The organism is Stutzerimonas sp. NM35, assembly GCF_054604355.1.
In genome coordinates this window covers 3,311,922-3,333,669 of sequence record NZ_CM137728.1, presented here as the reverse complement: position 1 = coordinate 3,333,669, position 21,748 = coordinate 3,311,922, and the positions used below count along the sequence as shown (strand labels likewise).

General features: G+C 61.3%; 25 protein-coding genes, 1 tRNA gene and 2 pseudogenes. 4 read left to right on the top strand and 24 right to left on the bottom strand.

The window, feature by feature from the left end; translation table 11 throughout:
• Positions 1-141: 141 nt before the first annotated feature.
• The 8 genes and pseudogenes from ACYCFC_RS15390 to ACYCFC_RS15355 all read right to left on the bottom strand — a co-directional run.
• Positions 142-939 carry a substrate-binding periplasmic protein gene (locus ACYCFC_RS15390; RefSeq protein WP_459652142.1) on the bottom strand — a complete coding sequence of 266 codons (798 nt, stop codon included), beginning with the start codon at positions 937-939 and terminating at the stop codon, positions 142-144.
• A 666-nt stretch (positions 940-1,605) separates the two neighbouring features.
• Entirely contained in the window at positions 1,606-1,935 is a 330-nt protein-coding gene (locus tag ACYCFC_RS15385; protein ID WP_459652141.1) for a hypothetical protein, read from the bottom strand.
• A 3-nt stretch (positions 1,936-1,938) separates the two neighbouring features.
• A complete protein-coding gene (locus ACYCFC_RS15380; RefSeq protein ID WP_459652140.1) occupies positions 1,939-2,949 on the bottom strand; it encodes a hypothetical protein in 1,011 nt (336 codons plus the stop codon).
• A 1-nt stretch (position 2,950) separates the two neighbouring features.
• Positions 2,951-3,124, bottom strand: a complete 174-nt coding sequence (locus ACYCFC_RS15375) for a hypothetical protein (RefSeq protein WP_459652139.1) — start codon at positions 3,122-3,124, stop codon at positions 2,951-2,953.
• Between the two features lie 39 nt (positions 3,125-3,163).
• The gene (locus tag ACYCFC_RS15370; RefSeq protein ID WP_459652138.1) at positions 3,164-3,649 is read right to left on the bottom strand and encodes a Rha family transcriptional regulator; all 486 of its coding nucleotides are present in this window, start codon (positions 3,647-3,649) and stop codon (positions 3,164-3,166) included.
• Positions 3,646-3,873, bottom strand: coding sequence for a helix-turn-helix transcriptional regulator (locus ACYCFC_RS15365; RefSeq protein WP_459652137.1), 228 nt, complete (start codon positions 3,871-3,873; stop codon positions 3,646-3,648). The genes ACYCFC_RS15370 and ACYCFC_RS15365 overlap by 4 nt, the downstream gene beginning before the upstream one ends.
• 108 nt (positions 3,874-3,981) lie before the next feature.
• A complete protein-coding gene (locus ACYCFC_RS15360; protein ID WP_459652136.1) occupies positions 3,982-5,037 on the bottom strand; it encodes a hypothetical protein in 1,056 nt (351 codons plus the stop codon).
• Positions 5,038-5,292: 255 nt separating this feature from the next.
• Positions 5,293-5,442, bottom strand: a pseudogene (locus tag ACYCFC_RS15355) (integrase); the annotation flags it as partial.
• A gap of 452 nt (positions 5,443-5,894) precedes the next feature.
• On the opposite strand from ACYCFC_RS15355, the gene ACYCFC_RS15350 reads away from it, so the two are divergent.
• Together ACYCFC_RS15350 and ACYCFC_RS15345 are read left to right on the top strand one after the other, a co-directional pair.
• Positions 5,895-7,057, top strand: a protein-coding gene (locus ACYCFC_RS15350) for an IS3 family transposase (protein WP_459652135.1) whose coding sequence is annotated in 2 segments (ribosomal slippage) — positions 5,895-6,150 and positions 6,150-7,057 — 1,164 coding nt in all. Because the reading frame shifts where the segments join, the coding sequence is not laid out codon by codon here.
• Positions 7,058-7,503: 446 nt separating this feature from the next.
• Complete coding sequence (locus ACYCFC_RS15345) at positions 7,504-7,707, top strand: hypothetical protein (protein ID WP_459652134.1); 204 nt, start codon at positions 7,504-7,506, stop codon at positions 7,705-7,707.
• A gap of 79 nt (positions 7,708-7,786) precedes the next feature.
• On the opposite strand, the gene ACYCFC_RS15340 is transcribed toward ACYCFC_RS15345, so the two are convergent.
• The 16 genes and pseudogenes from ACYCFC_RS15340 to panM form a co-directional block, all read right to left on the bottom strand.
• Positions 7,787-8,383 carry a hypothetical protein gene (locus ACYCFC_RS15340; protein ID WP_459652133.1) on the bottom strand — a complete coding sequence of 199 codons (597 nt, stop codon included), beginning with the start codon at positions 8,381-8,383 and terminating at the stop codon, positions 7,787-7,789.
• On the bottom strand, positions 8,380-8,763 hold the full coding sequence (locus tag ACYCFC_RS15335; protein WP_459652132.1) for a hypothetical protein: 384 nt from the start codon (positions 8,761-8,763) through the stop codon (positions 8,380-8,382). Before ACYCFC_RS15335 ends, ACYCFC_RS15340 begins: the two co-directional genes overlap by 4 nt.
• A gap of 241 nt (positions 8,764-9,004) precedes the next feature.
• Positions 9,005-10,756, bottom strand: a complete 1,752-nt coding sequence (locus tag ACYCFC_RS15330; protein ID WP_459652131.1) for a DUF927 domain-containing protein — start codon at positions 10,754-10,756, stop codon at positions 9,005-9,007.
• On the bottom strand, positions 10,753-11,670 hold the full coding sequence (locus ACYCFC_RS15325; RefSeq protein ID WP_459652130.1) for a toprim domain-containing protein: 918 nt from the start codon (positions 11,668-11,670) through the stop codon (positions 10,753-10,755). The genes ACYCFC_RS15330 and ACYCFC_RS15325 overlap by 4 nt, the downstream gene beginning before the upstream one ends.
• Before the next feature lie 43 nt (positions 11,671-11,713).
• A complete protein-coding gene (locus tag ACYCFC_RS15320) occupies positions 11,714-11,959 on the bottom strand; it encodes a hypothetical protein (protein ID WP_459652129.1) in 246 nt (81 codons plus the stop codon).
• Positions 11,956-12,228 carry a hypothetical protein gene (locus ACYCFC_RS15315; protein ID WP_459652128.1) on the bottom strand — a complete coding sequence of 91 codons (273 nt, stop codon included), beginning with the start codon at positions 12,226-12,228 and terminating at the stop codon, positions 11,956-11,958. The genes ACYCFC_RS15320 and ACYCFC_RS15315 overlap by 4 nt, the downstream gene beginning before the upstream one ends.
• Positions 12,225-12,383 carry a hypothetical protein gene (locus tag ACYCFC_RS15310; protein WP_459652127.1) on the bottom strand — a complete coding sequence of 53 codons (159 nt, stop codon included), beginning with the start codon at positions 12,381-12,383 and terminating at the stop codon, positions 12,225-12,227. Before ACYCFC_RS15310 ends, ACYCFC_RS15315 begins: the two co-directional genes overlap by 4 nt.
• 287 nt (positions 12,384-12,670) lie before the next feature.
• Complete coding sequence (locus ACYCFC_RS15305; RefSeq protein WP_459652126.1) at positions 12,671-13,012, bottom strand: hypothetical protein; 342 nt, start codon at positions 13,010-13,012, stop codon at positions 12,671-12,673.
• Between the two features lies 1 nt (position 13,013).
• On the bottom strand, positions 13,014-13,232 hold the full coding sequence (locus tag ACYCFC_RS15300) for a helix-turn-helix transcriptional regulator (protein ID WP_459652125.1): 219 nt from the start codon (positions 13,230-13,232) through the stop codon (positions 13,014-13,016).
• Between the two features lie 106 nt (positions 13,233-13,338).
• Complete coding sequence (locus tag ACYCFC_RS15295; RefSeq protein WP_459652124.1) at positions 13,339-14,373, bottom strand: hypothetical protein; 1,035 nt, start codon at positions 14,371-14,373, stop codon at positions 13,339-13,341.
• A 99-nt stretch (positions 14,374-14,472) separates the two neighbouring features.
• Positions 14,473-15,682 (bottom strand): annotated as a pseudogene (locus ACYCFC_RS15290) (tyrosine-type recombinase/integrase).
• Between the two features lie 209 nt (positions 15,683-15,891).
• A tRNA-Phe gene (locus ACYCFC_RS15285) sits at positions 15,892-15,967 on the bottom strand.
• Between the two features lie 234 nt (positions 15,968-16,201).
• The gene (locus ACYCFC_RS15280; RefSeq protein ID WP_181082526.1) at positions 16,202-16,474 is read right to left on the bottom strand and encodes an oxidative damage protection protein; all 273 of its coding nucleotides are present in this window, start codon (positions 16,472-16,474) and stop codon (positions 16,202-16,204) included.
• Positions 16,471-17,538, bottom strand: a complete 1,068-nt coding sequence (gene mutY, locus ACYCFC_RS15275) for an A/G-specific adenine glycosylase (protein WP_459652123.1) — start codon at positions 17,536-17,538, stop codon at positions 16,471-16,473. Before mutY ends, ACYCFC_RS15280 begins: the two co-directional genes overlap by 4 nt.
• A complete protein-coding gene (locus ACYCFC_RS15270) occupies positions 17,535-19,754 on the bottom strand; it encodes an AsmA family protein (protein WP_459652122.1) in 2,220 nt (739 codons plus the stop codon). Before ACYCFC_RS15270 ends, mutY begins: the two co-directional genes overlap by 4 nt.
• 96 nt (positions 19,755-19,850) lie before the next feature.
• On the bottom strand, positions 19,851-20,249 hold the full coding sequence (panM, locus tag ACYCFC_RS15265; protein WP_459654009.1) for an aspartate 1-decarboxylase autocleavage activator PanM: 399 nt from the start codon (positions 20,247-20,249) through the stop codon (positions 19,851-19,853).
• Between the two features lie 160 nt (positions 20,250-20,409).
• Between panM and hisB the strand changes: the two genes are divergently transcribed.
• Positions 20,410-21,003: an imidazoleglycerol-phosphate dehydratase HisB gene (gene hisB, locus ACYCFC_RS15260; RefSeq protein ID WP_181082523.1), complete on the top strand. Its 594-nt coding sequence runs from the start codon at positions 20,410-20,412 to the stop codon at positions 21,001-21,003.
• On the top strand, positions 21,003-21,641 hold the full coding sequence (hisH, locus tag ACYCFC_RS15255; protein ID WP_459652121.1) for an imidazole glycerol phosphate synthase subunit HisH: 639 nt from the start codon (positions 21,003-21,005) through the stop codon (positions 21,639-21,641). The genes hisB and hisH overlap by 1 nt, the downstream gene beginning before the upstream one ends.
• Positions 21,642-21,748 lie beyond the last annotated feature (107 nt).

Here is a 21,748-nt window from a genome sequence, read left to right as displayed (position 1 = left end):
CTGGCTGGTGAATGGGGCGGCGTCATGAGGCATGAAGTGAGGCCGCCGCTCAGAGAGTAGACGGTTGTTTGTCGCCAAATACTCACCAGGAGTGCGGCAGCGCAGTTTGGCGAGCGTTGATCCGGCAGAGTCGAGTCGAACCTAGGGAGAAGCGGCTTCAAGCTGATAGCGGCGCAGTATTCTCGGCACGGTGCCATCGGCAATGGCCGCATCCAGAGCCTGTTCGAACGCCTGGAACTGCTCCTCGCTGATTCGCTTCCGCGACAGGCCGATGCCGTAGTGAACCACCGCAAGCTCGCCTGCCTCGCGCAGACCGTCGAGTTGTTCATCCTCGATCAGATGCCAGGCCACATCCTGATTGACCACCGCCAGCCCTTCCTTGCCGAAGCGCCCCGACTGCAGCATGTTCAACAGGCGCCGGTTGTTCAGGGTCAGGTGGATGCGCACGTCGGCGATGGACTTGAGGTGTTCGGACAGCACCCAGGATGTGCCGGACGGTCCGTAGACCCCTACCGTCCGACCCATCAGATCATCCGGGTCAGAGAAAATGAAATTGCTGTCGTCACGGGCGAAGACGCTGTAGCGCGACATCACCAGCATGCGGCTGATATGAAATGCGCGCTCGCGGTCGGGGGAGCGAATCACGGTGAAAATGCCATCCGCCTCGCCCTGTTCGGCCATCCGCAGCGCCCGTTGCCAGGGGTGCAGCATGATCGGGCATTCCCGGTCGAGGCGCGCACAGGCACTTTGCACGATTTCCACCAGCGGCCCACCCGCCAGCACACCGACCTCCAGGCTGCCGACATCTTCGGCAGGATGGGTAAAGGGCGGGAAGTCCTCGGTCACGAATGTCCACTGCTCAGCCATCACCGGCACGGCGGCCAGCATCAGCCAGATCGATAAGCTCGAGAAAAATCTGCGCACTGCTTTGCGCTCCATAGCTGACATTTATTGTTATTGGAATAAGGTGCCCACTGGCTATTTCAAATTATCCGATGCAAGCCTAGCCTAGAATTGCTCGCGCGATCAGGCACGGCGGTGCTTTGGCGAGACAAGGGGCGGACCGAGTTGGCCGCAGCGCCTTGGCGAGCAGAAAAGAATGAGTGGTGCCCAAGGACGGAATCGAACCGGTCGCTGTAGAGCTAAATATTTCTGTGTCGCTCAGTTTGTATGCCAGTCGATGCCCCAAAAAAATGTCCCCAAAACAAAAGTGCTTCCTGCCTAATGCTGGTCAGATAAGCTGACTGGCATTTCCACTTGGTTATGTACCCGTAAACCTGTTGTGCGTGGTAGGCGCTTCTGTAGGAGGGAGCTTGCCCGCGAGCTTTTGGCGGGGGCTGCGTGCTAAGGCAGAAAAGCAAAGCTCGCGGACAAGTCCGCTCCCACAGGGCATCGGCGTGGTTGTTCAGCCTGTGCGCGACCCATCCGACTGAAGCCTTATCTGACCGGCATTAGCCTCCTTGCCTGTCCTTTTTGCCATCACCCCTCCGCTGCAGGGTGGCCTTGCGAGCTTAAACGTGACCCAGGCTTGCAATAGAACGCGCACGGGCAACATCGGAAAGGATCTGTGAACTGAAGGAGCCTCTGGCTTTCGGCTGTACGGGCCTAGGTTGCGTGTTGGGTTGCCTTGCAGCAGAAACAAAAAAACCGGCAAGCGAACGCTTCCGGGGTTGTGAGTGTGATCATGACAGTGCGGCTGTTCAAGCCTATGGTTGCGGTGATGCTCTCGGCGTCGCAGCCTGCCCAGCAGTGCAAGAGCACCTTGCCATCCTCAACTTCGCGGGTGCTCAGGCCTGAATCGCGGTCATTATGGGCCGGGCAGCAGGCTTTCCACTTGCCAGGACTATTCGCTTTCACTTTGTCGAGCCGGCTTAGCACTTTTTCCAGGCAAGCCAAGCCCGCCCCCGCCATTTGGCGGGGAGGGAAGTTCGTCATGGATTACTCCTTGGCTATAGCCAGTCGGCGAGGCTCAGAGGCATGATCCTCGCGAGTCGCCGCAGCCAGGTCGCCAATGGCGGCGAGTTTTTCGAGAGTTTTGGCGTATTTGGCGTCCAGCTCCGCATCGCTGGCCAGAGCAGCAGCACGTCCACGTTTGCGAGTAAAGGAGACGGCATCAGGAAACCGCGCATCCAGGCGGTCCACCACATCACTCATCACCTCAGCGTCCGGAAAAGGACCAAACTCACCGAGCGTTGTCATTACCGTGTAGTAGCCACGACGCCAGCGCGACAAAAGCGCCACGACCTTCTGGCGGGCAATCTCCTGCTCCTTCGGCAGCTTCATCGGCAGACAGATGGCACTGGCGATTTGCGAGCGGTGGATATCGAACGACTCTTCCGGAAACAGCTTCGCGATAGCCAAGAGTGCGGCCTCTGCCTCCTCCTCATGTTCGAATGGGCCAAGGACGCCGACAGGAGTGGCTTTTTCGGACTTGGTAGGGTCAATGCCATGAGTGACATAGGTCGGAAATTCGCCATCACTATCAGCGTAACCAACTAACTCATGTGCCAAACCAACTGATCTCAGCTTGACGTAATAGGCGTACGTCCAGCCGTCGATAATACGGAAAAGACCGTGGCGCTCGGCATAGGCCGCGTTCAATCGTCCACGTACACGGAGCATTGCCGACTGCCGCTGCTGGCTGAGGTCGAACTGCCCTTTGAACTTAACTTCTCGAAGAGCGATTCGATACTGCTCATCAGGAAAGTACTCCCTGATGTTGGCAATTACCTTTGTGGCTTGATCTTCATTCGGAAGTGGTCCAACCGGTTCCAGCTCTTCGCCGTTCGAGGCCGTCCCCAGCACAAAATATCCTTGGACTTTGTCACTTAGAATCTTGAAGCCATAGATTTCACGTACCTCTGCCGGTTTGGCCGCCTTTACACGCTGGCGAAGGCGGGGCAGGAGAACGGTACGATCTTGGTGAGCCAGCCTGTCTGCAGTATTCATTTCAACCTCCAACATTCATGGGTTTGAGGGCACGAGCGCGCCGCATATGAGCGTTGTAGCGAGAAAGGCGAGTTGCAAGGCTGGAGTTGGCGCGCAGGGCAGCAAAGGCCATGGCCTTGTGCGCGGCAGCACGGATGGAGAGTGCGGACGGATTGATGGCGTGCGAATGCTTCATGGGCGGTGCTCCTACTGTTGTGGAGCCGCGGTCACCCGCTCACTGCTGGTCATAGGCCAAGCCATCCAGGTCGATCGGCAGCTTCAGCTGCTCTCGCAGATTGGCGACGTGCTGATGCACACCAAGTTTATCGTAGCGCCAGTGAGCTAGCCGGCGTCCAGATTTGCTGGCTTCCTCCTTGCGGGCCGCCAGCACTTGGCACGCGTTGCCATACCGGGCCTCGCGGAAAGCCATCACCAGCCTGACTTTCAGCTCGACAACGTGGGTGGTGTTCTTGGTCAGTGACAGAAGGAAGTAGGCCTGATCCTCATTCAGCAGGGCGAAGCGGTGATGCTTTGCTCCGCGGGCACCGGCCACCTTCACTGCCTCCGTTTGAAACGGAAGAAGTCCAAACCGCTCGAAGTGCTTCGCGTGCTTTTCTATCAAGGTAATGGTGTTCTTGTGTTGCACGCCCAGTTGCTCAGCAATTACACGGCTGTCTACCCGCTGTTCGCCCTGGTGGTGGACCAGCTTGACCGCATTCATACGGAAACCTCGCGCTCAGCAATTTGCGCTTCGCACCAGGCATCGACTTCGGATGCAAGCCATACAGCAGACTTCGGACCGAGCATTACCTGTCTCGGGAACCGGTCGGCGGCTATGCGGCGGTAAATCTCGGAGCAGGATAGGGTTGTCTGCGCTTTGGCATCACGCAGCTTGATGAATCGGCGAGGGTTTTCTGCTGGTACTGCTTGGGCTTGTGCGGCCATGTTTTCGCCTCCTTGGGTGGCGTTGGAAACATGGGCACAGCTTCGGGAGGTGGGGTGGGTGACAGCTAGGGGCGACATAGTGTCAGCCGCTACTGTCACCCCGTGCTATCAGCGATCCAGGAGGGTGTCTGGCTTGATGGCTGACGCCAGGACTATGGCCTTTCGCGCCGCATCGCCGTTGGCTTGCTGCGGGAGGTCCAGCAGCTCGCCCAAGGTTAGGGCAATGGACTTTTGTGTCGGTTGGCGTTTTTCGGGGGTGTAACCTTCCCAGTACTTCACCATGGCGGCGCGCATGGCTTCCAGCTCCTTGGTGGCATAGGGGAACGTAAGGCCGGTACCTTGTGCCGGTATGGCTTGCGTGACGCTGAACAGGCTCGCAACGCGCTTCAGCGAGCCTTCCAGGTGACTGAAGGTTGCTACTGCGGCCTCGGTCTTCTGCTTCGCTTCTATCGCTGCCTGTTCGGCCTCGATGCGCTGCTCAGCCTGCTTGCCGCGCTCTCGCTCTGATTCGCTCAGCTCGCGGCGCAAGCTCTCGCTGCTTTCCTGCTCTTGGCTTACCTGTGCCTTGAGGGTTGCATTCTCAGCACGCAAAAGAGCCGCCTCCCGTTCTGCTTTAGCCAGCTTGGCGAGTAAGGCATCTAGCTGTTCAGCAGCGCTGGCTTCACCCTCGCGCCGCAGTCGCGCCTCTCGTGCCTTCAGGCACTCAGGCGCGCTACCGGAGGGGGCTTCCGGCTGGTAGTACCCCAAGGCTGCGGCGCCACCTGTTTGGGGTACGCTGGGCAGGGCTTGCACGTAACCGGCTGCGACTTCAGCCCGCGCCACAGCCTCGGCTGTTAGGCTTTCAACCCATGATCTTTCCAGCAGCAAGGCGGTAGGTGCGCATTCACCGTGATGCGTGATGATTCGATTATGGGTACCGCCACTGCCGAAATTGTCGAAGTAATCAGCCAGCGAGTGCCAAGGAAGTTCATCAGGCCCGCCTTCATCGCTCGCAACGCCGACAATCGTCGCCTTGTCGCGTGGGATGGTCGCGCCGGATTGGCTCATCGAGCGAAGCGCGTCGGCCATTTCGAAGGCAAGGGTGCGCGGATTGAGCGTTTGGGTGGCTGCCCATTCGTCTATCACCCGCGTTACCGCTACTCGGCCCGTGCGTTTAGCCATCATGCTCAAGCTCATACTGGTTAAAGGTACAGTGAAAAGTATAAAGGGCCAGTATACGGGCCGTTTTGGCTGCTCTCCAACCGCGTCGTGATTGCTTGGGAATAAACGGCGTAGATACCTGGAATACCGGGAGACTCCCGGAATTAACCCGGACTGCACTCGAGCGGTACGTGGAGTGATGGCTTTACCTGCAATGCAGGAAAAGACTACAGCTGGCCGCCCGGTAAGAACGAAACTCTCACCCGTGCAATGGGAGGGTCAGGCCTTGCGCTTGATGCTCACCAAGTTGGCGCCAGCGCATAGTGCGTCTATAGAATCGTCCCAGGCCTGCATCATTTTCCGACGCTGATTGAGGTAGGTGGCATGGCTGTAGGTGTCGTGGTTTTCGTCGTTGTCGCCGTGGGCTATGCCGGCCCAGAACAAGGCGCTTCTCCTTGTCGGCGTGACGGTACTTAAAGCGCCACAGCCGGGAACTGTTGGGCATAACCTCCAGGTACAGGCCTTGGCCATCAGTGAGATTGGCCCCAAAGATGTCCCTAAATGTTTGGCTTGCAAGGGAAGGGAGGGGAATTGCAGGCAACAAAAAACCGGCTCAAAGGCCGGTTTCTTGGGGCTTTCGGGTGGTTTCGACACCGCTCGAAAAGAATGAGTGGTGCCAGGGACGGAATCGAACTGTGCGCTGAAAGTGGCGTGATATAAGGCTTTATCTAGTGTGCGGTAAATAATCTACGCACAAATCTACCCGCTTTTTCTTTTGCTGCCCCTGTTTCGGGGTTTCTGGTCGCTGTTGTGCCTTTGTAGTGGTCTACTGATCCCGGACACCGATTTAGGCGAAAATCCTCGCCATTAAGAGGTGTTCGATGAGCAAGCAACGACGTACGTTTTCCGCCGAGTTCAAACGAGAGGCAGCTGCCTTGGTACTAGATCAGGGCTACAGCCATATCGAGGCCTGCCGTTCGCTGGGCGTCGTGGACTCGGCTTTGCGGCGATGGGTGAAACAACTCCAAGACGAGCGCCAGGGCGTTACCCCAAAAAGCAAAGCGCTGACACCCGAGCAGCAGAAGATCCAGGAGCTAGAGGCTAGGATCAACCGGCTGGAGCGGGAGAAAGCGATATTAAAAAAGGCTACCGCTCTCTTGATGTCGGACGAACTCGATCGTACGCGCTGATAGACCAGTTGAGTGAGCGGGAACCGGTAGAAGTGGTCTGTTCAGCCTTCGATGTGACGCGATCTTGCTACTACGCCCATCGCCTTCGACGTCGCCGTGTAGATGCTCGTCGCGTCGCGCTACGTAGCCGGGTCAACGAGTTGTTTAACCAAAGCCGGGGCTCGGCTGGCAGCCGAAGCATCCTGGGTATGCTGCGCGAGGACGGCGTGGAGATCGGCCATTTCCGTGTGCGTCGACTGATGCGTGAGTTGGGGCTGGTCAGCAAGCAGCCGGGCTCGCACGCCTACAAGCAGGCCACGGTTGAGCGCCCGGATATCCCGAATCGACTGAACCGTGAGTTCGCAGTCCAGCGCCCGAACCAAGTGTGGTGCGGCGACATCACCTACGTCTGGGCGCAAGGTCGTTGGCATTACCTGGCCGCGGTGCTGGATCTGCACACGCGTCGGGTGGTTGGCTGGGCGTTCTCCGCCAAACCGGATGCCGAGCTGGTAATCAAAGCCCTCGATATGGCCTATGAGCAGCGCGGCAAGCCACAGCAGGTGCTGTTCCATTCGGATCAGGGTAGCCAGTACGCCAGCCGCTTGTTCCGGCAGCGGCTGTGGCGCTACCGAATGCAGCAGAGCATGAGCCGCCGGGGTAATTGTTGGGACAATTCGCCGATGGAACGCCTATTCCGCAGCCTGAAGTCGGAGTGGATACCGCAGACCGGTTACCTGACGGCACAGGAAGCTCAGCGGGATATCAGCCACTACCTGATGCACCGCTACAACTGGGTCAGGCCGCATCAATTCAACGACGGGTTACCGCCTGCGGTGGCCGAAGAAAAACTTAACCCACTGTCCGGGATGGGTTGACCACTACACTTGGTGTTTTCTTAGCGTGCTCCGGCCTGCTGTCAGGTGGCAGTACCTCGCCCTAATGTCGCCCCAGCGCCTTGCCCTAACCTTGCCGTCCGCCTCACCCTGATATCACCCCTTTGCCTCGCGTGCGTGCGCGTACTGGTCACTTAATTGGCATTCATGGGGTGGATTACCCGAAACGGGGTGGTGCGTGGAAAGTGCGCGTGAAAAATGCGTGCTTTCCGTGCGTTCCAGCTTGCGCACCAGGACTGCGAACCAATAGCGCGAACATTGCGAACCGCTGTCGTGATCGGCTTATCGGGCCATGCGCGGAATGCGGATTTTGTGGAAGCAAGAATGTAGCCCCCCCTTCGTTCGGGAAAGCGATAGCGCCGAACTTTTAACCCACCCCCCCCAATGGGTCCTCCCGGTGGGGTGCCCCGTTGCGGGTGATTCGTGCCGTGACCGTTCGCTATATACGGCGCTGGTTGGCGGGTTGGTTGTTGTTTCGTTGGCTCGCTCCAGGCTTCGCAGATCGGGTGATGGTGCTGGGCAATCTGGTGCCGGTCGTTTCCGCGTTGCTGGTAGCCGTTGCTGGCGTGCTGGCGTGGCTTTCAGCGGAAGGCGGAACCGGAAGCGCAGACGGTCAGAAAAAGTTCGTATGAAGCTAAAGGTCGGGGTGCGAATTACCCGCGACGGGTGGGGTGCCCCGAAGGACCCAAGGCCACCCCCTTTAGCAACTGGTCACACCACGCGCAGCGCGGGCGGCAGCTTCGGCCCGAAGATCCCACCAGGCGCGAACGGATCGGGTAGCAGTTGCGTGGGTGTGGTGCGGATGAATTCAATAGTGGCGAGAAAGGCGGCCTGATATAGCGGGCTGCCGGCGCCCCATTCATCACCCCGGTGATCGGCGCTGTTCTCCAAGCCATTGATGGCCACCAGGTCGGACAGGGTGCGCCAGCCTTCCCGGCGTGCCTGTTCTCGGTCTACTCGGTTGATGTTCAGCAGATCGGCCAGCGCCTCGAAGCCCAGGGCATCAGCTATACCTTCACGGTCCAGCAGGATCAGCCGGCCATACCCCAGCAGTACACGGCGCACGCTCTCCCATTCGGCGGCGCGGTGGTTGCGCGATTGTTCCACCATCATATCGGCGGACAGCTTGGTGAACGGCTCGAACTGGCGCAGCTTGCGAGCCTTGCGGCGCAGTTCCCGGCGCTGGTGGCGGATTTCGTCGCGTGTCTCGCATGCGTCGCGAACAACTCGCCGGGCAATTGTCAGTGTGTCGCGTGTGGTGGTGTTCGGCTTGAGGCCGATTTCAGCCAGGGCACGGATGCAAGTCATAGGGTCGGCTCCATAGGGGTGCTGTCGTAGATGGCGCGCAGTTCGTCGCCGGTCTGGCAATAGCGGCTGGTCGGTGCGTAGCAGGCACGGCAGGCCATCAGGTGGGTCATGTATCGGTCACGGCTCTGGCGCCATTCAGGCGAAGCGGTGGCGGCTGTGAGAATGAAGCCCAGCGGCTCGCCAGCGGCCTCGGGTGCGCGTTGTGCTGCTGGCGCTGGGGTTGGCCGGGGTGCCGGTGTCGCTGGCGCTTGTAGTGGCTCGCTGGCCGGCTGGGGATCATTGGCGGCGGGTGCGCTGGTGACTTCGATCAGTGCCGGCGCGGTAGTCGTGACCACTGGCGCCGGGGTCATGTTGGCGATCAGATCAAGCAGATTTCCCATGCTGCGGTTGTCCTTTATTGTTTTGGCGGGGGTACAAGGGGTACAAGGGGTACAGCCAGTAACGGCGCGGCCTGTAGCTGTACCCCGTGCCATCCTTGCCGGGGGTACACGGGGTACAAGCTGGGGAGTGTGTACCTCCTGTACCCCGTACCCTTTCGGCGCGGGGTACGCCTGAAAGCCGCATGGCTCTAGGCTGTACCCCCTGTACCTCGTGTACCTCTCCAAAAACAGATATATGCAATCAGTCGTCGGGCTCCAGCCGTGCCGGGTCAATGAAATACAGCCTCGCCTTGCCGCCATCTGGTAGGCGTTTCTGCGCTTGGTGCTTGCCACTGTCACGCTTGGCAATTGCCCCCACGCTGTCCAGGGCGCGCACCACACGGGCACGGTCAAAGCCCTTGGTGGCTTCCTCCAGCCCGCCACTGGTGAACAGGTACAGCCGCCCGGTGGGGGTGCTCTCCCAGTACCCGGCACGGTCGCGCACTTCATCCGCGCCAGCCTCGACGGATTGGAAGCGGCTCCCGCCATGCCGGTCGATAAAGTCAGCCAGCGCCTTGAGAATCTGCCGATCTTCGCTCGGTCCTTCGCCGCGCCCGGCCTGCCATCCCTCGAACAGCCCGACCATGCTGGCCGTACCCTCGCCGGTCGTCATCGGCAACAGCCCCACGCCCACAGCCAGCTCCAAAGCCAGCGCGACAATAGCGAAACGCTCCGCCACGCGGGCCGATTGGCCGGGGGTTGCTGGGAAGTGCGCCCGGATGGCTTCCAGCATCGCCGGCAGCTTGTCCAGGTCGCCGCTGTCGATCAGTGCCCGCACGAATGCCGGGCCGGCGTGGCCGTAGTGGGTCACGCTGGCTTTCTTGAGCGCGTCGGACAAGGCGGCGCCGCTGGCGTAGTCGTGCAAGTTGTCCCAGGCGCCAAAGGTGCGGCCAGCCGATACCGTCACCAGGCGCACTTCCTGCCCGGCGCGGGTGCGCTTACCGGCTTCGGCCATCTTGGTTTCCAGGGTGACTTCACCACTCGACAACAGCATGACGCGCCAGCGGCGTACCCGGCGCGCAGCACTTGAGCGCCCCGCCCGTTGTTTGCCGATGCCGTCCGCCACGCTGTACACCACGTCGCCCACATAACGCGGGTCGGCCTGCCCCAGCTCATCCAGCGCCAACAGGCAGTCATTACGCAAGGCGGCGATGCCTTCAAGGCCGTTGGCGGTGGCGTTCCATTTCAGGGTGAAATGCGCGCCATGCCCCCAAGCGGATGCGGCACATTGCACAACGGTGGTTTTGCCGTTGGAGCTGTCCCACAGCAGGTGAAAGCCCCCGCCCGTGTGCTGATTCAGCGGCGCCAGCAGCGGGCCAGCCAGGGCGGAGCCAATGCCCAGTTGCAGCAGCGGATTGCCCGGCAATACGGCGGCGATGGCCTCTTTCCAGCCTTCCAGCTTGCCGGCCTTGGCGTAGTCGCCGTCTGCGGTGCTTTCGGCCTGATAGATGGCGTCGCCTTGTCCGATGTTCTCCAGCGGCGTGATGAACAACGCCGAACCGTGCCAGCCGGTCGCCGTGGCGGCGGTGATACGCTGTTTCGGGTGCTTGCCGGAAATGTAGCGCGGCACTTGGGCGCGGCGCTGGTAGTCGATTTCCAGCCCCATGCCGAACAGCACGGACAGGATGCTTTCCGGCCTACCGGCCAGCAGCTCGCCGGGCATTGCCCAGGTCAGCCACCGGCCATCCAGGTTACGAAAGCGCAACAGGCGGCCATAGTCGGCGCCTTCGGATTCACTGCGGGTAATGGCCTCCACATGCAACGGGCCACACAGCCATTCATTGGCGGGCTTCTCTCCCCCTTCTGTGTCGGTCTTGGTGCCGTGGAACCACACGCCGGGGCGCAGCTTCACGCCGTCAAGTGTGATGGTGTGTTCATATACCCGGTAACAAGGGCGCTCGATGGCTGGCGCGGCGGCTTCCGGCACAATCGGGGTAACGGTGGCTGCGCTCATTGTGCGGCCCTCCAGTTGGCTAGGTCGTTGAAGTCGGAAAGATCCAGCGGGGAGTCATCAGGGAACGGCGGTAGCACCAGGCCACAGCCCAGCATGGCGGCGGCTTTAGTGGCTGCGGTGCGTCCGGGGTTGCCTTCGGTTTGGCGGTCATCGTCTCCGGCGATAATCAACGGGCTGTCGGGGTAGTGCCGTTGAAGCTGGCGCCCGACTGCCAGCAGGTTGCCCGCATTCATCGCGCAGGCCACGGCAGCGCCGGTTTCGGCATGGATGGTTGCCCCGGTTGCCCAGCCTTCGCAGACGTACAGCGTTTGCCCCGGCTCCAGTGTGCCAATGGGCGAATAGCAACCCTTCACCCGGCCACCCGATAGGAAGCGCTTGCCGCCGTCCGAGGCGATGCGTTGCAGGTTGCACAGGTAGCCATCGGCGTACAGCGGCACCAGCAGAACGTCACCCGTCTGGCGCAGGCGATGCGCGGCAATGCGCTTGCGGGTCAGGTAGGGATGATCGGCATCGGCGGGTTGTGCCTCGCTCCAGACGCGCCCCGCATAGCTGGCCGTGGCGATATGGCGCCGGGTCTGGTCAGCTTCTCGCTGCTCCCGTGCCCGCTCGATGCGTTGGGCGACCAGTTGCGCTTCGAGCGGATCGGCTGGCTTGCGGCTGCTCCAGGTGTGGCAGGCGCCAGCCCTCCAGCTACCGAACGCACCCGATGCGATGCCGTCCAGGTGTAGGACATACCAGCCATTGAGCGTTCCGGCCTTGTCGCCGGGGACGTGGAAGCGGCGAATGGTGCCGTCTGCTACTGGCAGCCAATCCAGCGGCCCGAACGTGGCTTGCATGGCGTCGCGGAAGGCCAGTTCGGCTTTCTCCAGACAAGCCAATCCCCTCAGCGCATGGGCGCCGTTTTGAATAGTCATGGTTAAGCCCTCGGGTTAGGGGTGCGGCTAATGACAGGGGTGCTCATGTCCATTGCTCCCGGTCAGGCGCGGCATAGCCCCACGCCTCATTTGCACGCTCGAAGACAAGCGCACCGATTGCGGTCACCGCGTGCGCCAGGCCGTAGCGGTCTTCTTCCGATAGTTCATGCTCGGAGTCATCAGCCCCCAGCAGCCGGCCAATCGTTTCCAAGCCCTTGCCGGCGCTCGCCAGCACTTCGGCGCGCTGCTGGATCATTTCGAACGCTTGGCGGTCGGTGATGCGGCTCATTGCTCACCTCCAGCGGCATCAGCCTGCTTTTGCAGTTCATCGGCCCGGCTGCGCATGTAGTTAGCCAGATCGTCTGCCAGGTACTGCCCCAAGCTGGCCAAATCCTGCACACGGCTTGCGCGGCACTCCAGCAAGGCGGGGCTTGGCTCAAGCTCCCGGTGAATCGCAGTCATCAGGGCAGCAAGCCATCGGGCGTGCTCCTTCCCGTAACGGATCTGCTCGATAGCGTCGTCTGCGATGTTGGCCATAGCGGCGATGCGACTGCTCATTGCACACCCCCTACGGCTTCCAGAGAGCGGGCGCGGGCCATCGCTTCGTTGTAGCGGGCAAGGCGAACGGACAGGGACGAATCAGCGCGCAGCGCGGCGAAGGCGCGGGCCTTCCAGGCGGCGGCGTGGGTGGATGGATTGCGGGTGGTTTGCATGGGTGTAGCTCCGTGTGTAGTGGAGCTGCCACGGTTCGCCGTCAAACGAATATGGGTGGCAGCTGTACGCGGGTTGACGGACCGGGACACACGGAACCCGGCGCGCCCAAAGGCGCCCCACGCACAGCCGCCATAACACGGAACGGCAGGCACAAAAAAAGCGCCTGCAATCGGTATGGGGGCGCCTGTGCGCCGTGTGGTCTTCGGGCCGTCAAACCCGGTCGCTGAATTTGCAGCGACGGGCGAACCATAGCGCCGCTGGTGCTGGCTGGCAAGGGTAAAGGCGATCATGCGGCCACCCCCTTCGGCTTGCAGGTCAGTGCTACCAGTACGGCACGGGCGCGTTTGTGCTGGCTTGGCGGCAGGCTGTAGCGGGTCACGGTGCAAGGGGCGCCCCAGCGGTTCGGTACGCGCTCTTGCTTGCGCTCGATGGTCAGCCCGTAGTGGTTCGCCAGAACAGCAATGGTGCTGGGCAAACAGTGGTCGCCAATGCGTTCTGCTTCGAAGCGGTTGATGCTGGCGCCGGTCAGCAGGTGCGCCAGAATGCGGGCGATCTTGCTCGGGGTTTCGGTGGTAGCATTTGCCTTGCGCTGGCTGCTTTGTTCTTCGGGACGGGTGGCCTTTTTCATTTCAGGCCACCTTCCGCTGTGCGGCCAGATCATCGCACCAGGCTAGGACTTCCGATTCGTCCCAGGCTACGGATTTCGGTCCAAGTCTGATTTGCTTCGGGAAGGTTCCGGCAGCAATGCGCCGGTAAATTTCGGACGTGGAAAGACTGGTGTAGTCCTTAACTTGCGCCAGCTTGATAAAGCGGCGGGGAAGCTGGATGGGGTTGGTATGTGCGGCCATATCGTGTGCCTCTTGGGCTTTGTTGAACACGATTGGCATTGAATACGTCGGATCAGCGCTTGCGTCCTAATGGGATCAGGCAAAACCCCATTAGGGCCGGCTAGGGTCAAACTTTGCAGGTCCTGGCTGCGGCATCTTTGAAAAATTTCACCACGGTTTCAGGACTGTTCGGCAGCTCTAAGCCGTGGATTGCCGCGCCAGCCCTCAAAGCTTCATCGGCAGCATACGGGGCGGACAAATCAAGCTTGGCCATTGCCGCCAAGGCGGCGATGATCTGCCCGGCGCTTCGGCGTTCGCTGGGATGGAGCGGCTTCTCTTGCTGAATTTCGTCCTCCAGCAATTTTTCCTCTAACTCTCGTAGCGCAGCTGTACGCACCACAAAGACGCTATCTCTGGGAACGCCACCAGCGGGGTGATACCGTTCCGCGTGAGGCCGATTTGCCTGCTTGTCTAAGAAATCAGCACGATCTTCTTTATGCTTGGCGAGAAGCTCCTTGGCTTTTTCGGGCGGTATGTCATTTTCATAGATGGCATCTTTCAATCGCTCGAGTGCGGCAAGCGAGCCTGTCTGGTAGGGGTTCTGGTCCCAATTCTCTTGGAGTTGGCAAACTGTATCGCCTCGACTTACAAAGGAGCCGTCTAACCCCTCTAAAGTTACTTCCGGCCCACCGATCAACTGCTGATATGCATATTCGACGTCGATTCTCTCGCAACCCACTAGCGGCAAATCCCATACGCCCGTCAGTGTAGTTACGTCCTTCTCTAGGTTGATAAAACGACCGTCGTCCGTAGCCTCACTCTTCAGCATTGGTACGCAGTCGTTTCTCTGCTCCGGCGGGGTGTCATGCCAGAGTTTCTGTAGATGCCGGGGGTAACGCGAAACCATTTCCTCCGTCAGAGGGGCGCCTGAAGGGATTGGCAGCAACGGAGGCGCAAAGAACCATTCCGTTTCGCTTAACGGGACGAACTTGCCAACGCGCGCTTGGGCGTGGTTCACCAGATATACGGACAACGTCAAATGTTTATCCAGCGCCAGCCGCAAAATGTCAGCCTCTGTTACGTCTTCGCCAGCAGTAATAGAAAGGCGTTTGGCTGCATCAGCTACGGTTAGCCATTCTTTAAGCTTTAATAGTTTGCTCACAAGTTGCCCTCCCAGGCGCCCCACGTCTCGAATAAATCGGCTGGTCAGGCGGGTGGGAAGTCCGCTTTTCGCTCCGTCGAGCTAGGCCAGCCAAAACCGTTAAGCCTTGCGCTTGATGCTCACCACGTTGGCGCCAGCGCATAACGCGTCTATCGAATCTGCCCAGGCTTGCATCATTTCCCGGCGCTGCTCCAGGTAGGTGGCGTGGTTGTAGGTGTCGCGGATTTCGTCGTTGTCGCCGTGTGCTAGCTGGCGTTCAATCCAGTCGCGGTTATAGCCGCGCCCGTTTAGTTCGGTGCTCAGCAAGTGACGGAAGCCGTGGCCGGTCTGGCGCCCTTCGTAGCCCATCAGTCGCAGCGCTTTGTTGATGGTGTTCTCCGACATTGGCCGGTCGGGGTTTTGCTGGCCTGCAAACACTAGCGGGTAATCGCCCGTGATTTCCTTGAGCTGGCGCAGGATGGCAACGGCTTGGCGGGGCAGGGGAACCACATGCGGGCGACGGGCTTTCATGCGGGCTTTCGGTATCGTCCAGGTGGCGCCGTCTAAATCGAACTCCGACCACGGCGCTTGGCGCAGCTCACCAGGGCGAACGGCGGTCAGCACCAGCAAGCGGATGGCGCAGCGGGTCAGGGTATTGATATTGGTCGTGTCGATCTTGCCCAGTAGTTCGGGCAGTTCGGCAAAGGCAACGTGCGGATGGTGGCGGGTGGCTTTCGGCGGCGCGGCTACCACGTCCAGATCGGTGGCCGGGTTGGCTTCCACCACGCCACTGGCCAGACCAAAGCGGAATATCTGGTGTAACCATTGGCGAATCTTGCCAGCGGCGTTCAGCGTGCCCCGCGCTTCGACCTTGCGCACCAGCTCCACCAGTTCGGGGCGGGTGATGGCTTTGACCGGGCGCGCACCGATGCCGGGTATCAGGTCGTTTTCCATATACAGACGCGCCTTGTAGGCCGTGCTTTCGGCCCAGCGTGGCGCGTTGTAGGCGTACCACTCCCGCGCCAGTGTCTCGAATGTCACCCCATCGGCCCGCTGCGCTTGTCTGACGGCTTTTCTCTGCTCGCCGGGGGTCGGTGCCCTCGGTTAGCAGCTGGCGCGCCTCGTCGCGCTTCTGGCGGGCTTTCTGAAGTGTGACGGCGGGATAGGTGCCAAGCGCCAGCATCTTTGCCTTGCCGTCGAAGCGGTAGCGATAGCGCCACAGCTTGGAGCCGGTCGGCGCCACTTCCAGGCATAACCCGTTGGCGTCCGTCAGCCGGTATAGCTTTTCCTTCGGCTTGGCGGTGCGGATGGTGGTATCGGATAAGGCCATTGCAATTCCCTCGCAAGCCGCGCCATTCGGGCGCCCCATTGTGTCGCTGTGAGTAGATTTTTAGACCGAACCGGCTCTACTCACGAATCTACGCACAATTGTTTGGGCTTACAAGGGAAGGGTAGGGAAGTGCAGACAACAAAAAACCCGCACTAAGCGGGCTTCTTGTGGGCTTTCGGGTGGTTTTGACACCACCTGAAAACGAAAGGTGGTGCCCAGGGACGGAATCGAACCGCCGACACGGGGATTTTCAATCCCCTGCTCTACCGACTGAGCTACCTGGGCAACGGGGCGCTATTAGACGGATTTGGCTTTTGGCTGTCAAGCGCGGAATGGAAAATTTTTAGTGGGGGCAGGCATTTAGGAGAAAACCTGCTTCGCAAACCCGGATTACGCCTTCGGCTAATCCAGGCTACGGGTTGCGGGCTGGGTTTGGGCGGCGTGTGGCTTTGGGCGTTGGGGTTGTCGGCGTATTTTGTTCGCCAGAAAAAAACGCCCCGGTCGGGGCGTTTGTCAGAATCACTCGCTGGGTGGCACGTAGCCTTCAGCCTTGGCGTAGTCCTCGCCGGAGAAGAACTTGTCCATCTCGGCCTGCAGGAACTTGCGGTCCTCGGCGTTCATCATGTTCAGGCGGCGTTCGTTGATCAGCATGGTCTGGTGTTTCTGCCAGTCGTCCCAGGCTTTCTTGGAGACGTTGTTGTAGATGTCTTCGCCTTTCGCGCCCGGATAGGGTGGGCGGTCAAGGGCGGGGAGTTCTTCTTTGTACTTGCGGCAGTTCACGGTGCGGGTCATGAGATTTCTCCTGCGTTCAGTTCGGCGGCGGCGCGCTTGAGCAGCGTCTTCACCGGGGCGGCAAGCCCCAGTCGCGGCGGGGTGGCGAGGTTATACCAGAGCCAGTCGGCCTCGGCCACGGCACCGATGGCCGATTCTACCCTGACCAGCCAGGGTTCGATGGCCAGCTGGAAATGGCTGAAGGTGTGGGTCAGGCCGGGCAGTTCGCGGCGCTCCTGCAATGTCAGTGCATGGCGTTCGGCGAGGGGGGCGAGGGCGGCCAGGTCATCCAGTTCCGGCAGGCTCCAGAGGCCGCCCCAGAGGCCGCTGGAGGGGCGACGGTAGAGCAGGATGGCGCCCTCATGGTTGGCCAGCAGCGGCATCAGGGTGCGCTTGCGCGGCAGTGTCTTGCGCGGCTTGGGTAGCGGGAAGTCGGTTTCGCGACCGAGCAGGTGGGCGCGGCAGCCGTCCTTCAACGGGCAGAGCAGGCAGCTGGGCTTGCTGCGGGTGCAGAGCGTGGCGCCCAGATCCATCATCGCCTGGGTGTAGTGATTGACGCGCTGCTGGGGAGTGAGGCGCTCGGCGACGTCCCACAGTTGTCTGGCGACCTTCGGTTCGCCCGGATAGCCATCCTGGGCGACGTAGCGCGCCAGCACGCGCTTGACGTTGCCATCGAGGATCGGTGCGCGCAGGCCCATGGAGAGGCTGGCGATGGCGCCGGCGGTGGAGCGACCTATGCCGGGCAGTTCGGTGAGTTTTTCCACGTCCTGCGGGAATGCGCCGCCATGTTCGGCGACGATCAGTTTGGCGGTCTTGTGCAGGTTGCGCGCGCGACTGTAGTAGCCGAGCCCGGTCCACAGGTGCAGCACTTCATCTTCGTCGGCAGCGGCCAGTGCTTCGACGCTGGGCAGCGCGGTCATGAAGCGGTCGAAATAGCCGAGCACAGTACCGACCTGGGTCTGCTGCAGCATGATTTCCGAGACCCACACGCGGTAGGGCGTGATGCCCTGCTGCCAGGGCAGGTCCTTGCGTCCGTGGCGGTCGTACCAGGCGAGGACCGCTGCGCCGAATTGTTCCGGGCTCATCGCTTGAACAGACCCTTGATCGCATCCTTGAGGTCCGGGCTGACCTTGTCGCCGAGCTTCTCTTCGAGCTTTTCGCTGAGCTTTTCGCCAGCCAGCCGGGCCGCGACCTTGCCCAGGGCGTCATTGTCGAAGCGGCAGGCCTTGGCGCCCAGTTCCAGTGGGCCACGGCAGCGTAGCGGCCACTCGATGCCTTCGTAGCGTTCGTTGACCTGGCAGGCTTCGTCCGGCATGGCGCCCTTGTCGCCTTCGATAAGGATGCCGATGCGGTAGTCCATGCCCAGTACGCGCAGATCGACGTCGCCGCTGCCGTTCACCGTCAGGCCGGGAATGCTCGCCTTGAGGTCGGGATTGCTGGCCACGCCGTTACGCAGGGTCAGGTTGCCCTTGAGTTCGCGGAAAGGTGTGTCCTTGCTGCGTGGTTCGCTGGTCAGCGGCTTGCGGTTGAGCGTGGCGATGGCGCGGCACAGCTGCTGTTCGAGATTGGCATCGACGAGGATGCCGTTGTCGAGGACGAAACCGACCTTGCCGTTGAGGCCATCGATCCAGGCCTTCTGGCTGTTGCCCTGGGTGCGGATGTTGCTGTCCAGGTTGAGCAGGCCCTTGACTACGACCTGTTCGCCCTGGCTTTGCAGCAGGCGCTCGACCGGCACGTGAGCGATGTGTGTCTGCGCATTCAGCAGAGGGATGTCTGGTCTCGCATCAAGACTGGCTGTGGCGTCCAGTCGCCCGTTGTAGAGGCCGCTTTTGAGACTTTCCAGCGTCAGCAGGCCGCCACTGGTGCGGGTCTTGAGGCTGAAATTGTCCAGCGGCAGCTTCATTGCGGTAAGGCTGCCGATGGCGAGGCTGATTCGCGTATCCAGTGTGCGCAGGGTCGCGATGGGCAGCACCGAGGCTTCACTCCAGGCCTGCTGGGTCGGCTTTTCCGGCAGAGGTGTGGTGCCGCTGCCGATGGCGGCTGTTTCGCTGGCTTTTACTTCGCTCTGGCGTGCTTGGGTTGTCTCGTCCTTGACGGGTGGTGGCAGATAGCGGTCGAGGTCGAGGCGGTCGCCCTTGAGATCGACACGCAGCGCCTGTCTGGCGAAGTCGCTGATGCCGAGCTGGCCGGTAAAGGTGCTGTCGTCCAGCTTCAGGGTGAGTTCTTCGAGGCTCAGGCTGTTGGTCGTGGCGTTCAGCCGGGTAATCAGCTCGGCCTTGCCCAGGCTGCTGTTGTCGGCCATGGCCGGAAGTTCTTGGCCGAGACCGTCGAGAAATTCGCGCAGGTTGAAGGGGGCAATGGATAGGGTGCCGTTGATGGTTGGCTGCTCCTGCAGGTTGCCGGCCTTGAGTTCGCCAAGACCGCGCAGCTGGTTGGCCGTGAACTTGAGGCTACTCCACTCGGCCACGTCGGCGGCCAGATCCGCCAGCAGTTGCCCCTGTGCGCTGAAGCTCAGGGTCTTGCCTTGCAGCGGTTCGCCGGAGGCTTCACCGGTCAGGCGCAGGTCTTCGAACTGATAGCGCTGCAGTTTGTTGTCGAAACGCAGGTTGCCCTGCAGCTCGGTGCGCGCGCGCATGACCGGCTTGTTGCTGCCGAAGAAGGCGTTGAGCTTGAGGGGGATAGGCTCGCCTTCGCGGATGGCGCCGGTGGTCAGCTCAATGCCTTCGGCGCTCAGGTGCTGGCCGCTCTGGGCGTCCTGATAGGTGACCCGCGCATCCTTGATGGTCAGGCTGTCGATATCGAGTTGCAAGGGGCGGCTGGTCTTGCCGGACCTGGGTTGTGCGGTCGTTTCGCTGGCCGGCTCTGCCGGTTCTGTTTCAGCCTGTGCCTGCTGTTGGGCTGGTTGGCCAATGCCCTCCCAGTTGCCCTTGCCGTTTTCATCGCGCATCAGGGTCAGGTTGAGGCCGTTGAGGGTGATGTCGCTCATCTGTACTTCGCGACTGAACAGCGGCAGCACGCGAACGGAAAGGCCGAGCATGCGCAGATCGGCGAGCGGCTGTTGCGGTGTGCTGGCGCTTGCCAGGGTGGTGTCGTGCAGCTCCAGGCCCAGCCAGGGGAAGAGGCTCCAGCCGATATCGCCACGGATATCCAGTTCGAGCCCGGCCTTGCTGCGGGCCAGCTCGCGAATCTCATCCTTGTAGTCGTTGGGGTCGAACAGATGAGTCAGGGCGAAGCCCAGTGCGACGATGAGCAGAAGCAACCCGAGGATTACCAGGCCCAGGATTTTGCCGATCGCTTTCATGGACAAGTCCTTGCTTTTGGCGTGTTTGATGAGTGGCGTGCTTGAAAAATGGCGAGTATAGCGCCGCGGGCAGTAGCGACGCGGCTTCGGAGCCCCTCAGAGCGGGACCAGCGTCAGGTGCATGCGCGCCGCCAGGGCCTGGGTTTCGAGCTGCTCGGGTGGCGCAGCCAGATGCAGCTCCCCTCCTGCTTCGGCTGCCAGGCGCCGGGCCTCGTCGATGATGCGTTTGCCTACTCCGCGGCGGCGGGTGATCTTGCGCACGCACAGGTGTGACAGTCGCCAGTGTCGTGTGTCGCGTCGCAACAGGGCTGCGCCGAGCAGGCGGTCATTGAAGCGCCCGGCGATCAGACTGCCATCGGCCAGCGCCGCCTGGATCAGCGCCTCGGCATTGGCGTGGGGCGCCAGCAGCCAGGCGGGGGCGTCGGCGAAGATCTTCGCCAGATCGACAAGGTCCTGCTGGCTGGGTTCGGTAATGGTTTCGACGAATACGGGCATGCTGGCCTGGCGATGTTCTTGGAAGATGGCGGCAAGCATAACCCTGGCGGCTTTCAATCGCACGGCGCTGGCTGCTTTCGATGGCGCAGGGTACATAGCCCCATTGCGGGATTTGGGCCTATAATGCCGATCTTTTTTTGCACGATCAGCGGAGCAGGTGATGGCCGAACGTACGGCATTCGTCGAGCGCAACACCCTGGAAACCCAGGTCAAGGCCTCGATCAATCTGGATGGCACCGGCAAGGCGCGATTTGCCATAGGCGTGCCTTTTCTCGAACACATGCTCGATCAGATCGCCCGCCATGGCCTGATCGACCTGGACATCGAATGCAAGGGCGACCTGCACATCGATGACCACCACACCGTCGAGGACGTTGGTATCACCCTCGGTCAGGCCTTCGCCAAGGCCATCGGCGACAAGAAGGGCATGACCCGCTACGGCCATTCCTACGTACCGCTGGACGAAGCGCTGTCGCGCGTGGTGATCGACTTTTCCGGTCGTCCGGGCCTGACCATGATCGTGCCCTACACCCGCGCCACCGTTGGCGGTTTCGACGTCGACCTGTTCCAGGAGTTCTTCCAGGGCTTCGTCAATCACGCGCTGGTAACGCTGCACATCGACAACCTGCGCGGCACCAATACCCATCACCAGATCGAAACCGTGTTCAAGGCCTTCGGTCGCGCGCTGCGCATGGCGCTGACGCTGGACGAGCGCATGGCCGGGCAGATGCCTTCGACCAAGGGCTGCCTGTAATGCAGACCGTCGCCGTCATCGATTACGGCATGGGTAATCTGCACTCGGTGGCCAAGGCGCTGGAGCACGTCGGCGCCGGTCGGGTGCTGGTGACCAGCGATGCGCAGGTCATCCGTGAAGCCGACCGCGTGGTGTTTCCCGGCGTCGGCGCGATCCGCGACTGCATGGCCGAGATCCGCCGCCTGGGTTTCGACGAGCTGGTGCGCGAGGTCAGCGTCGACCGCCCCTTCCTCGGCATCTGCGTCGGCATGCAGGCGCTGCTCGAGCGCAGCGAGGAGAACGACGGGGTCGATTGCATCGGCCTGTTCCCCGGCCAGGTGCGCTTCTTCGGCAAGGACCTGGAGGAGGACGGCGAGCGCCTCAAGGTGCCGCACATGGGCTGGAACCAGGTCAAGCAGGCGGTGGACCATCCGCTCTGGCACAGCATTCCGGACAATGGTCGCTTCTACTTCGTGCACAGCTATTACGTCGAGGCCGGCAATCCGCGCCACGTGGTCGGGCGCGGTCACTACGGCAAGGATTTCGCCGCGGCGCTGGCCGATGGCTCGCGTTTCGCCGTGCAGTTCCACCCCGAGAAGAGCCACACCCACGGCCTGCAGTTGCTGCAGAACTTCGCCGCCTGGGATGGCCGTTGGTGAGGGCGGCGCTGCGCGCAAGGCTGGACGCTGGAGGCTGGACGAAATACGTGCCGCTTTCCGTCCAGCTTCCAGCCTTTAGCCTTCAGCGAATGCTGCCAAGTCGAATT